Here is an 11,080-nt window from a genome sequence, read left to right on the forward strand (position 1 = left end):
GCCTTTCCAATCAGGCAGTTACCGCGTGCTCGCAAGGCGCGGTCCCGTCGCGCGCCACCTATGCAGATCGTAAACATCTCCGCTTACAAGTTCGTCTCACTGGACGATATCCCGGTCTTGCGCCCGGAAATGCGCGCGCGCTGCGAAGCACACGGGCTCAAGGGCACGATCCTGCTCGCGCCGGAAGGCATCAACCTGTTCCTCGCCGGCGTGCGCGGGGCCATCGACGGCTTCCTCGGCTGGCTGCACGCCGACCCGCGCTTTGCCGATATCGAGCCCAAGGAGAGCCTGTCGGAAAACCAGCCCTTCAAGCGCATGCTGGTGCGTGAGAAGAAGGAAATCATCACCATGAAGATGCCGCTGATCCGCCCCGAAGCCGGTCGGGCGCCGGCGGTGACACCAGTCGAACTCAAGCGCTGGCTGGATCAGGGCCACGACGATGCCGGCCGCCCTGTGGTGATGCTGGATACACGCAACGCCTTTGAGGTCGCCGTCGGCACGTTCGAGCAGGCGGTCGACTACGACATCGCCAAGTTCAGCGATTTTCCGCCGGCCATTGCCGCGCACAAGGCGGAGTTCGCGGGCAAGACCATCGTGTCGTTCTGCACCGGCGGCATTCGCTGCGAGAAGGCCGCCATCCACATGCAGGAAGCCGGCATCGAGCACGTTTACCAGCTAGAGGGGGGCATCCTGAAGTATTTCGAGGAAGTGGGTGGCAGCCACTATCAGGGCGACTGCTTCGTCTTCGACTACCGCACCGCGCTGAACCCCAACCTGGAGCCGGCTGGCCCCAAGCAGTGTTTTGCCTGCCGCGCCGTGGTCACCGCCGAAGAGCAGCAAAGCCCGCACTACGTGGTAGGCCAGAGCTGCCCGCACTGCATCGGGGAAGGCACCCGGACGGCAGCGGCGGCAGCCTGAGCGCGCTGGCGGCCCTCAGGCTGCCAGCAAGTGGTAGAGATTGCGCAGCATGCCGGCGGTGGCGCCCCAGATAAACCGGTGGCCGCCATCCTCGCGCGGGAACGGCATGGCGTAGAACAGCCGCTCGCCGTCCACCCAGCGGAACAGGCGCTGCTCGTGATGCGACGGGTCCATCAGGAAACCTAGCGGCACTTCAAACACATCGGCAACCTCACGCGCATCGGGCCGCAGCGTGAAACCGTCGCGGACCAGGCCCACCACCGGGCTCACATGGAAGCCGGTGCCGGTGATGTAGTCGGGCAAGCTACCCAGCACTTCCACATAATCGCGCGCCAGCCCCACCTCCTCCTCGGTTTCGCGCAATGCCGTCGCCGTCCGGTCGATATCGAACGCTTCGTGACGGCCGCCAGGGAAACTGATTTGCCCGGCGTGCGCGCTCAGGTTGGCGTTGCGCTCAGTCAGCAGCACGGTCAGCCCATCCTCACGCTCCACCAACGGTACCAGCACGGCGGCATCGCGCAGCTTCAGGCTGCGGTCATAGGCGCGCGACTCATCAGTCAGCTCAGGGTCCCAGGCTGGCGGCGACTGGAGCCGATGGCGGATGAATTCCGGGCGCAGGCGCACGTCGGCCAGCGGCGGGTGCCGGGTATCGGTGGCGACGATGGGGAGGGATTCGGGATCAAAGGCAGGACGCATAATCGTTGCGAGTATGACAGAAGCCGGCCAAACCGTTTGTGCTGCGACGCGGCAAACTTGGCACGCGGAGATGCAAAAAGGACACCCGAAGGTGCCCTTTTTGCGCAGCCTCGACCGGCAAGCCGATCGAGGCGACTGGCGGCTTACTGAGCAGCAGCAGCCTTGGCAGCAGCCTTGGCCGGTGCCGACTTGTATGCCAGCTTTTCCTTGATCCGCGCGGACTTGCCCGAACGCTGACGCAGGTAGTACAGCTTGGCGCGGCGGACGTCACCACGGCGCTTCACTTCGATCGCTGCGATCAGCGGCGAGTACAGCTGGAACGTACGTTCCACGCCTTCACCCGACGAAATCTTGCGCACGATGAAGGACGAATTCAGGCCACGATTGCGCTTGGCAATCACGACGCCTTCATAAGCCTGGACGCGCTTGCGGTTACCTTCCACCACGTTCACGCTGACGATCACGGTGTCGCCGGGTGCGAATGCGGGGATGGTCTTGTTCGCGGTCAGACGCGCGATTTCGTCTTTCTCGATCAGCTCGATGATGTTCATCGTTTCTTCTCCTTGTCCATCATGCCGACGTTGTATGCCCCAGGCATGGCCTGGGCCCCGGCAGAGGATGGGGTTTCACTTGGCGGGAGCGAGCTCCCGCCCTTCTTTCGCCAGCCATGTCGACAGGAATTTCTCGTCGACCCGGCTCAGCAACCCTTGACTGCGCGCTGCCTTGATCAGATCGGGGCGCTTCTTCGCAGTATTTGCCAGCGCCTGCTGGCGCCGCCACTTCTCAATCTCGGCATGATGGCCCCCGAGCAAGATATCGGGCACCCGCACACCTTCGTATTCTTCCGGCCGCGTGTAGTGCGGACAATCCAGCAGCCCGTTGACGAAGCTGTCCTGAACTGCCGACTGGGCATCGCCCAACACACCCGGCAAATGCCTGACCACCGCGTCGATCACGGCCATGGCCGGCAGCTCGCCACCGGATAGCACGAAATCGCCGAGGCTGATTTCCTCATCGACCCGACGCTCGATCAACCGCTGGTCAATCGCTTCGTAGCGTCCGCACAGCATCACCAGGCCGGGACGCTGTGCCAGTGACATCACCTTTTGGTGCGTCAGCGGCGCGCCTTGCGGCGACATCAGCACCACATGCGACCGCACCGGCGCCGCCTGGCCCTCCGGCTTGGCCTGCGCCGCCTGCTGGGCGGAACACGCCGCGTCGATGGCATCTTCCAGCGGCTTGGCCAGCATCACCATGCCAGGGCCGCCGCCGTAAGGGCGGTCGTCGATGGTACGGTAGTTGTCGCTGGTGAAGTCGCGTGGATTCCAGGTGCGCAGCGTGTAGCGCTGCTGCTTTGCCGCCCGGCTGGTAATGCCCCAGTCGGTCAGCGCGCGAAACATCTCGGGAAACAGCGTGATCACGTCGAACTGCATCCGCCTCTCCCTTTACTTGCCCACCACTCGCCCACCGGCTACCGCCGGCCAAGTGCCCTTGCCTTCAGCAGCTCGGGCCGCTCAGTAATCCAGGCCCCAGTCCACCACCACGCGCCGGGCCGAGATATCGACCGAGCGCAGGAACGCGTCGACAAAGGGAATCAGGCGCTCACCCGCCTTGCCATCGGGCAAGGCATGCACCACCTGCAGGATCTGGTGCGCACCGTTGTCGATCAGCCCGGACACTTCGCCCAGCGACTCGCCCTGCTCATTGAACACGGCACAGCCAATCAGATCGACCCAGTAGAATTCGTTCTCATCCGGCGCGGGGAAATCCTCGCGGCGAATCCAGACACGGCGCCCCTTGAGCGCCTCCGAGTGGTTGCGCTCGGACACGCCGCTCGCCTGGGCCACTACGGTACCGCTGTGCTCGCGGGACTGCACGATCTTCACGCACAAGGCCTCGGAGGCCACGGCATCTGCCGCGCCAACCAGGCCGGTTGGCGGTGGTTTGAGCAGCCACCAGCGGCGCGCGTGCAACAGCGCGCTTGCATCGTCGGCATGCGGCTGGACCTTGATCCAGCCTCGTATCCCATAAGCCGCACCGATATAACCGACCTCGATCAGGTCGTCCGGCAGCTTATCGGTATACGCCAGCGCAGCCGGCAACCCGGTTGCACCGCGCTTGAGACTGGGCTTTTCCTGCTCACCGGCCTCGCGCCGGGCCGAGGGCTCGAGCGGCACATTGAGTGGCCGCCGCGCCGGGGCGCCTTGCTTGCGTTCTGTCACGTGTCGTTTGCCACGCGTCGCGAAACGCGCGTCACAACAATCAGGCTGCAGCCTTGGCGGCGTTTTGCTTGACCAGACGGGCAACCGTCGGCGACAGCTGGGCGCCAACGCCGGTCCAGTACGTCAGGCGGTCTTGCACCAGACGCAGGCCTTCTTCGCTTGCCGAAGCCAGGGGGTTGTAGAAACCAATACGCTCGATGAAACGGCCATCGCGACGATTACGCGAGTCAGCAGCGACGATATTGAAGAAGGGGCGCTTCTTGCTGCCACCGCGAGCCAGACGGATTACGACCATGGGTTTGATTCCTCAGAAAACTTGATGTTCGAACACGAAACGCAAGAGTATAGACCAAATTCCGAGGCCAAACAAACACTTAGAGCGATTGACTCGACACCCGGCCACAGGCATCGTGGTGAAAACCCCGACAGGAGAGCTCGCCATGCGGTTTCACCTTCACATTCGCAGCTTCCGGGCCCTGCTCGCGAGCACTTTCTCGGCGTTCGCGGCCGCGATCTGGTTCAGCCCCAATGCCAACGCCGCCCTGCCGCTGGATCAGATCCAGCTGCCCCCAGGCTTTCACATCGAATTGCTGAGCGCGGAGGTACCGGAAGCACGTGGCATGACCCTGTCGCCGGAAGGCACGCTCTTCATCGGCACCCGCGGCGAGGGCAAGGTATATGCGATCCGCAACCCGCTGGCGCCCGCCCCGAAGGTCAGGGTCGTCGCCACCGGCCTGACCATGCCGGTGGGCGTGGCCTTCCGCGACGGAGCACTGTACGCCTCCTCGACCTCTCAGATCGTCCGGCTGGATGATATCGATACCCGCCTGGACAATCCACCCAAACCCGTCGTGGTAAGTGATCGCTTTCCCTCCGAGACGCATCACGGGTGGAAGTTTATCGCCTTTGGCCCAGATGGCTATCTGTATGTGCCGGTCGGCGCGCCCTGCAATATCTGCGCGCCCGATGAAAACCGTTACGCCAACATCATGAAAATGAAGCCGGACGGCAGCGACTTGCAGGTCGTGGCCAAGGGGGTGCGCAATTCGGTGGGCTTTGACTGGCACCCGGCCACCCGCCAGCTCTGGTTCACCGACAACGGGCGCGACATGATGGGCGACGATGTGCCTGACGACGAGCTCAACCACCTGACCCGGGCGGGCCAGCATTTCGGCTACCCGTACTGCCATGCCGGCAGCGTCGCCGACCCTGAGTTCGGCAAGCAGCGCGCCTGCTCGGAGTTCGAGCCACCGGCCGCAAAGCTGGGCGCGCATGTCGCCGCGCTCGGCATGCGTTTTTATACCGGCACGCAATTCCCCGCCGAATACCGCAACAGCATTTTCATTGCCGAGCACGGCAGCTGGAACCGGACCAAGCCGGTCGGCTACCGCGTCGTCCGGGTGGTGCTGAACGAGCGCGGCCAGGCGGTGCGCCAGGAGGTGTTCGCGCAAGGCTGGCTGCAGGGCGGCAAACCCTGGGGCCGGCCTGCCGATGTCCAGGTTGCCCCGGACGGTTCGCTACTGGTCAGCGACGACGTGGCGGGCGCGGTCTATCGCATCCGCTACGCACCCTGAGCCCTTGCCGCACGCCGGATACAGCCCGGCTCCCGGGACAGTGGAGAAACAATCCGTTACACCGGTAACGGCTTTAGCATAGGCGCGCCGAAGACGCGTGCGTACCATGAACCCATATCTCGAACAACCTCACCACGCGACAGGATACTGGGATTCCGCATGCTCCCCCGCACCCTCCTGCGCGACTCGGTGGCTGGCATCCTGTTGGCCGTTTCCTTGCTCGGCCTCAATGCTGTCAGCCATGCTCAGGTCGCGTTTTGGCAACATAGCCGGCCCGAAGGCCGGATTGTGAGCAATGCGCATGGCCAGCCAAGCCACGGCGCATGGGAAATGGCGAGTGTACGCGCGGAGCGGCAAGACCATGTGCGGGCCCAGATCGAACGAATGGAAGCCCGCGCGCGCGCCGATGACCGCCTGAATGGCCGCCCCCTGCCACCTCAGGAACGCGACGATGAACGCAACCGGCAGTCGGATCGCAATATGCAAGGCGACAACGGGCGCGGCGAGCAGCGCAGCTCCGGCATGGGCCCGGGCTGGCAAGCGCGCGGACGAGACGGCGGCCGCTAGGCACGCCCCCCCCCCCCCGCCTCCTCACTGTCTTCCCTGGCTGATTGCCGTGCCCGCGGCAATCACGCTCTACTCTCTACTTGCCCCCTCCTCGATGATGTGCCGCGAAAGGAACTCTCGCGGGCATCCTCGCCCGACCCGCAGAGCTTCCTGCCCTGCTCCGCCTTTGTCCGCCTGCGGTTGATGCCGGCGTACAATGAGCGCCGGCGCCAGCCTGGCTGGCATTCACCTGAATTGCGCTTGCCGGCCGCCCCTGCCGGCCATTAACCTAGCTGTCGCCCCATGCCCGCCGCTACCCAAGTTTCAGCTACCGCTGCCCCCAAGCCGCTTCAGGGCAAATCCAAACTGATCACGGTCGCACTGGCCTTCCTGTTCGGCACGGTGGGCCTGCATCGTTTCTACCTGGGTGGTTTGCGCGATAAATTTGCCTGGGCGCATCTGCTGGCGGCACTCGCCGGGGTCATCGGCATCATGTCGATGCAGACGGGCGCCGGCTCGCCGGCCCTGAACTGGACCTTTGCCATTGCCGGCGGCACGTCGGTGATCAGCGCCTTCCTGGCGGCCATTGTGTATGGCCTGCGCCCCGACGACAAATGGGATGCCCGCTTCAACCCGCATGGCACGCCAACCCGTTCGGGCTGGCCCGTCGTGATCCTGGTCATCCTGTCCCTGCTGATYGGCACCGGCCTGCTGATGGCSGGCCTGGCCATCAGYTTCCAGACMTTCTTCGAATCCCAGGTCGAAGCCGCGCGCGCCTTGTCGCAGTAAGCCCAAGGTCCCAGGCCCAGCCCCCCCCCAACGCCGATGCACTTCGACCTGCTGGACATCGCCGTGTTCGTGCGCGCAGCGTCGCTGGGCAACCTCTCGGCCGCGGCGCGCGATCTCGGGTTATCTACTTCCTCGGCTAGCAGCCGCCTGGCGCAGCTCGAGCAGCAGCTCGGTACGCGGCTGCTGCACCGGACCACGCGCCGCATCTCCCTGACCGGCGAAGGCGAGCGCTTCCTCGAACATGCCGTGCAATTGCTCGACACGGCCGGCCAGGCCGCGCAATCGGTGGGGCGCGGCGCGCAGGCGCCCCAGGGGCAGTTGCGGGTCACTGTGCCCGCCTCTTTTGGCCGCCAGCACGTCTCGCCGGCCATCCCCGCCTTTCTCGCCGCCTACCCGGGCCTGACGCTGGACCTGCGCCTGACCGACCAGGTGATCGGCCTGGTCGAGGCCGGCGTCGACGTCGCATTACGCATGGGTGCGTTGCCGGACTCATCCCTGGTGGCACGCCCCCTGTCCCCGAGCCATCGCGCCGTTTGCGCTTCGCCGGGCTATCTTGCCGCGCACGGCACGCCCCGGCATCCGGAAGAGTTGCGCAACCACAATTGCATCGTGCTGGGCGACCAGTCCTCCTGGCAGTTCGACACGGCGCTGGGCAAGACAGCGATAGCGGTCGCCGGCAACCTGCGCACGGACAACGGCGAAGTCATCCGGGATGCGATCCTGGCTGGCATGGGGCTGGCGCTCAAGTCGACTTGGGACGTTGGCCCTTACCTGCGCAGCGGCGCGCTGGTCCGCGTGCTCCCCGATTACCCGGTGCTGCCGGCCGTGTCGATCTGGGCGGTTTATCCCAGCCGCCGCCAGGTGCCAGCGAAAACACACGCGTTTATCGATTTCTTCGCTGCGCGCTTCGGCTCCCCGCCCTATTGGGATAGCCCCGAGGCCACGCCCCCCGCCCAATAACCATCACCGCTATAAACACCGCTTGGCTGCCTACGCGAAGTACTGTATAAATATACAGTATCAACTGTAGCCGCAGGACCGCCAACGTGCCGACCCGACCACCCTCCTCCAGCCCGCTGAAAGGCCGGGCGGCGCGCTCGAACGACGTCAGCCGGTTCGACGCCTGGACCCGCGAACGGGTCGCCGACGAGTCCCAAGCCTTCGATGAGCCAGAGACACCCCAAATCCAGACCATTGTCTTCACGGAGAAGGCCAAACGCATCGTCTCGCGCAACCAGTCGCCAGACCTGCCGTTCGACGCGTCCATCAACCCGTACCGCGGGTGCGAGCATGGCTGTATCTATTGCTATGCCCGGCCCAGCCACGCCTATCTGGGGCTTTCGCCAGGCCTCGACTTCGAAACCCGCCTGTACGCAAAAGACAACGCCGCCGCCTTGCTCGAGGCCGAACTGGCTCACCGCAACTACGTACCGACGGTGATCGCGCTGGGGGCCAATACAGATCCTTACCAGCCCATCGAGCGGGATCTCAAGATCACGCGCGGCATCCTGGAAGTGCTGGAGCGATTCAACCATCCGGTGGCCATCACGACCAAGTCAGGCGTGGTCACGCGCGACATCGACATCCTGCAGCGCATGGCGGCCAAGAACCTGGTCCGGGTCCATATGTCGGTCACATCGCTCAAGAACGAGATCGCCCGCACGCTGGAGCCCCGCGCAAGCGCGCCAGCGCGCCGCCTGGCCGCCATCGCTTCCCTGAGCGAGGCAGGCATCCCGGTGGGGGTGATGGTGGCGCCGGTCATTCCGAGCCTGACCGATCCGGAAATGGAATCCATCCTTGACGCCGGCGCCAAGGCCGGCGCGAAAACCGCGGCGTATATCCTGCTGCGCCTGCCGCGCGAGGTGGAGCAGCTGTTCTCAGAGTGGCTGGTCACCTACCATCCGCTGCGCGCCCGGCACGTCGAAAGCCTGGTCGCGCAAATGCGCGGGGGCCGGGCCTACGACTCACGGTTCGGCACGCGCATGACCGGCACCGGCATCTTTGCTGAACTGCTGCGCAAGCGCTTCAAGCTGGCCTGCCAGCGCTTCGGGCTCAATGCTGAGCGCCACCCCCTCACCACCGAACATTTCTCCAGGGCGAGCACCGCGCCGCAGATGTCGCTGTTCTAGGCCGGATGCGAAGGACAGCGCGGCTTCAGGCGTGCGGCGCCTTCTCGTCGACCGCGATCGCCAGCGTTTCCTTGATCTCTTCCATCACCACGTAACTCTTGGACTGGGCGGCGCCCGGCAATTGCAACAGGATGTCGCCCAGCAGGCGGCGGTACTCGCCGATCTCGCGGATGCGCGCCTTGATCAGGTAGTCGAAATCGCCCGAGACCAGGTGGCACTCCAGTACTTCCGGAATGCGCGACACCTCGCGGCGGAACTGCTCGAACATATTGCCGGACTTGTTGCCCAGCGATATCTCGACAAACACCAGCAAGCCGCTGCCGAGCAGCGCGGGATTCAGGCGCGCGTAGTAGCCCATGATGACGCCGTCACGCTCCATACGCTTGACCCGCTCGATGCATGGCGTGATGGTCAGGCCGACCGCTTCCGCCAGTTCCTTCATCGACATACGCCCGTCCGCCTGGAGCAAGGCCAGGATCTTCCGATCCAGCCGGTCCAGGCTGCGCACGGGCTGACGACTCGTTCTCATTAGTTATTCCTGTTTCTCTGAAAATTACAACAACTATGACTGCTCGTATTTAAATAGTATAGATGTAAATACTTCATCCACTCTGTTTCTTGGTTGCGAGCCCCCGACTATGCGCGTTCTCGTTCTTGGCAGTGGCGTAATTGGCGTTACCAGCGCCTGGTACCTGGCTCGTGCCGGCCATGAAGTCACCGTGATCGACCGAGAGGCCGCACCCGCGCTGGGGACCAGTTTCGCCAACGCCGGCCAGATCTCCCCGGGCTATGCGTCGCCCTGGGCCGCACCCGGCGTGCCGCTCAAAGCCATCAAGTGGATGTTCCAGGAGCACGCACCGCTGTCCATCAAACCGGACGGCACGCTGTTCCAGTTGCAATGGATGTGGCAGATGCTGATGAACTGCAGCGCTGAGCGCTATGCGGTCAACAAGGAACGCATGGTGCGCCTGGCCGAGTACAGCCGCGACTGCATCGTCGCCCTGCGCGCCGATACCGGCATCGCCTACGAAGGCCGCCAGCAAGGCACGCTGCAACTCTTCCGCACCGCCGAGCAGCTCGACGGCGCCGCCAAGGATATTGCCGTGCTGGAGCAAGCCGGCGTGCCCTACCAGTTGCTATCGCGCGAGGAACTCGCCGCCAGCGAACCGGCCCTGGCCGCCGTCAGCCACAAGCTGACCGGCGGCCTGCGGCTACCCAACGATGAAACCGGCGACTGCCAGCTGTTCACCCGGCAACTCGCCGCCATGGCCGAAGGCCTGGGCGTGCAGTTCCAATACAACCGCTCCATCGACGGGCTGCTGACCAAGGGTGATGCCGTTACCGGCGCCATGGTGGGCGGCGAGCCTGTCATGGCCGACCTGGTCGTGGTGGCATTGGGCAGCTGGTCGACACCGTTCGTGAAGAATTTCCTGCCGGGGCTGTCGAACCTGCCGGTGTATCCACTCAAGGGCTTCTCGCTCACGGTGCCGATGACCAATGCCGATCGCAGCCCCGTTTCCACGGTGCTCGACGAAACCTTCAAGGTGGCAATCACCCGCTTCGACGATCGCATCCGCGTGGGCGGCATGGCGCAGATCGTGGGTTACGACCGCACGCTCGACCCGGCCAAGCGCCGCACCCTGGAGCACGTGGTCACGGACCTGTTCCCGGGCGCGGGCGATGTCAGCCGTGCCAGCTTCTGGACCGGCCTGCGCCCGATGACGCCGGATGGCACGCCCATCGTCGGCCCCACGCAGGTCAAGGGCCTGTGGCTCAATACCGGCCATGGCACGCTGGGCTGGACCATGGCCTGCGGCTCGGGCAAGCTGCTGTCGGACCTGGTGTCCGGCACCTCGCCGGCGATCCGCGCGGACGACCTCTCGGTGGCTCGCTATCTCAAGCCAGCGAGAACGCACGCCGCCCCGCGCCACGCAGCGGCCTGATCCGCGCATCGGTTTCGAGGAAGTAAAAAAGGCGACCTGCGGGTCGCCTTTTTCTTGCCTGGACCAGGAAGACCTCAGAACTGCGCTTCGCTCAACGCATTGACCGGCACCGCGCCCGCCACGATGGCATCGCGCAAACCCGATGCCTGTGACAGGATGTGCTCCGCGAAGAAATGCGCCGTCGAGATCTTGGCGTCGTGGAAGGACGGATCCTCGCCACGCTTCGCATCCGCCGCAAGCATCGCGCGGCCAAGCTGCCAGCC

Annotated in this window: 14 protein-coding genes; 7 read left to right on the forward strand and 7 right to left on the reverse strand. The window is 64.8% G+C overall.

All coding sequences use genetic code 11. The annotated features are described in order from the left end of the window. Positions 1–60 precede the first annotated feature (60 nt). Positions 61–918 carry a sulfurtransferase gene (locus tag AC1DQR_RS25855; RefSeq protein WP_416047867.1) on the forward strand — a complete coding sequence of 286 codons (858 nt, stop codon included), beginning with the start codon at positions 61–63 and terminating at the stop codon, positions 916–918. 15 nt (positions 919–933) lie between these two features. Here the strand turns inward: AC1DQR_RS25855 and AC1DQR_RS25860 are convergent, their stop codons facing one another. The 5 genes from AC1DQR_RS25860 to rpsP all read right to left on the reverse strand — a co-directional run bounded on the left by AC1DQR_RS25860 (position 934) and on the right by rpsP (position 4,131). Then, positions 934–1,614 (reverse strand): NUDIX hydrolase, encoded by a 681-nt coding sequence (locus AC1DQR_RS25860; protein ID WP_416047866.1) that lies wholly within the window; start codon positions 1,612–1,614, stop codon positions 934–936. A 143-nt stretch (positions 1,615–1,757) separates the two neighbouring features. After that, a complete protein-coding gene (rplS, locus tag AC1DQR_RS25865) occupies positions 1,758–2,165 on the reverse strand; it encodes a 50S ribosomal protein L19 (RefSeq protein WP_150986317.1) in 408 nt (135 codons plus the stop codon). 75 nt (positions 2,166–2,240) lie between these two features. Then, positions 2,241–3,047: a tRNA (guanosine(37)-N1)-methyltransferase TrmD gene (trmD, locus tag AC1DQR_RS25870; RefSeq protein WP_416047865.1), complete on the reverse strand. Its 807-nt coding sequence runs from the start codon at positions 3,045–3,047 to the stop codon at positions 2,241–2,243. Between the two features lie 81 nt (positions 3,048–3,128). Next, the gene (gene rimM / locus AC1DQR_RS25875) at positions 3,129–3,716 is read right to left on the reverse strand and encodes a ribosome maturation factor RimM (RefSeq protein ID WP_416050445.1); all 588 of its coding nucleotides are present in this window, start codon (positions 3,714–3,716) and stop codon (positions 3,129–3,131) included. Between the two features lie 160 nt (positions 3,717–3,876). Further along, positions 3,877–4,131 carry a 30S ribosomal protein S16 gene (gene rpsP, locus AC1DQR_RS25880; RefSeq protein ID WP_043344523.1) on the reverse strand — a complete coding sequence of 85 codons (255 nt, stop codon included), beginning with the start codon at positions 4,129–4,131 and terminating at the stop codon, positions 3,877–3,879. Positions 4,132–4,276: 145 nt separating this feature from the next. Here rpsP and AC1DQR_RS25885 point away from each other — a divergent pair, with 145 nt between their 5' ends. From AC1DQR_RS25885 to AC1DQR_RS25905, 5 genes are all read left to right on the forward strand, one after another. Further along, positions 4,277–5,410, forward strand: a complete 1,134-nt coding sequence (locus AC1DQR_RS25885; RefSeq protein ID WP_416047864.1) for a PQQ-dependent sugar dehydrogenase — start codon at positions 4,277–4,279, stop codon at positions 5,408–5,410. 159 nt (positions 5,411–5,569) lie between these two features. Further along, positions 5,570–5,977: a hypothetical protein gene (locus AC1DQR_RS25890; protein WP_416047863.1), complete on the forward strand. Its 408-nt coding sequence runs from the start codon at positions 5,570–5,572 to the stop codon at positions 5,975–5,977. 282 nt (positions 5,978–6,259) lie between these two features. Then, positions 6,260–6,745, forward strand: a complete 486-nt coding sequence (locus AC1DQR_RS25895) for an NINE protein (protein ID WP_416047862.1) — start codon at positions 6,260–6,262, stop codon at positions 6,743–6,745. A gap of 36 nt (positions 6,746–6,781) precedes the next feature. After that, a complete protein-coding gene (locus AC1DQR_RS25900; protein WP_477134035.1) occupies positions 6,782–7,705 on the forward strand; it encodes a LysR family transcriptional regulator in 924 nt (307 codons plus the stop codon). Between the two features lie 86 nt (positions 7,706–7,791). Further along, entirely contained in the window at positions 7,792–8,874 is a 1,083-nt protein-coding gene (locus AC1DQR_RS25905; RefSeq protein ID WP_477134036.1) for a PA0069 family radical SAM protein, read from the forward strand. Positions 8,875–8,899: 25 nt separating this feature from the next. On the opposite strand, the gene AC1DQR_RS25910 is transcribed toward AC1DQR_RS25905, so the two are convergent. Next, positions 8,900–9,403 (reverse strand): Lrp/AsnC ligand binding domain-containing protein, encoded by a 504-nt coding sequence (locus AC1DQR_RS25910; protein ID WP_006158394.1) that lies wholly within the window; start codon positions 9,401–9,403, stop codon positions 8,900–8,902. Between the two features lie 109 nt (positions 9,404–9,512). Between AC1DQR_RS25910 and AC1DQR_RS25915 the strand changes: the two genes are divergently transcribed. Next, complete coding sequence (locus tag AC1DQR_RS25915) at positions 9,513–10,817, forward strand: D-amino acid dehydrogenase (protein WP_183032087.1); 1,305 nt, start codon at positions 9,513–9,515, stop codon at positions 10,815–10,817. A gap of 74 nt (positions 10,818–10,891) precedes the next feature. Here the strand turns inward: AC1DQR_RS25915 and AC1DQR_RS25920 are convergent. Continuing rightward, positions 10,892–11,080: acyl-CoA dehydrogenase C-terminal domain-containing protein (locus tag AC1DQR_RS25920; protein ID WP_477134037.1), on the reverse strand; the 189-nt coding region annotated here is incomplete at its 5' end.

It is taken from the genome of Cupriavidus sp. 05L411 (genome assembly GCF_056398045.1).

Bases quoted from the DNA above. Each gene is read 5' to 3' on its own strand.
- AC1DQR_RS25855 (WP_416047867.1), top strand. From the start codon at position 61: ATGCAGATCGTAAACATCTCCGCTTACAAGTTCGTCTCACTGGACGAT.
- AC1DQR_RS25860 (WP_416047866.1), bottom strand. From the start codon at position 1,614: ATGCGTCCTGCCTTTGATCCCGAATCCCTCCCCATCGTCGCCACCGAT.
- rplS (WP_150986317.1), bottom strand. From the start codon at position 2,165: ATGAACATCATCGAGCTGATCGAGAAAGACGAAATCGCGCGTCTGACC.
- trmD (WP_416047865.1), bottom strand. From the start codon at position 3,047: ATGCAGTTCGACGTGATCACGCTGTTTCCCGAGATGTTTCGCGCGCTG.
- rpsP (WP_043344523.1), bottom strand. From the start codon at position 4,131: ATGGTCGTAATCCGTCTGGCTCGCGGTGGCAGCAAGAAGCGCCCCTTC.
- AC1DQR_RS25885 (WP_416047864.1), top strand. From the start codon at position 4,277: ATGCGGTTTCACCTTCACATTCGCAGCTTCCGGGCCCTGCTCGCGAGC.
- AC1DQR_RS25890 (WP_416047863.1), top strand. From the start codon at position 5,570: ATGCTCCCCCGCACCCTCCTGCGCGACTCGGTGGCTGGCATCCTGTTG.
- AC1DQR_RS25900 (WP_477134035.1), top strand. From the start codon at position 6,782: ATGCACTTCGACCTGCTGGACATCGCCGTGTTCGTGCGCGCAGCGTCG.
- AC1DQR_RS25910 (WP_006158394.1), bottom strand. From the start codon at position 9,403: ATGAGAACGAGTCGTCAGCCCGTGCGCAGCCTGGACCGGCTGGATCGG.
- AC1DQR_RS25915 (WP_183032087.1), top strand. From the start codon at position 9,513: ATGCGCGTTCTCGTTCTTGGCAGTGGCGTAATTGGCGTTACCAGCGCC.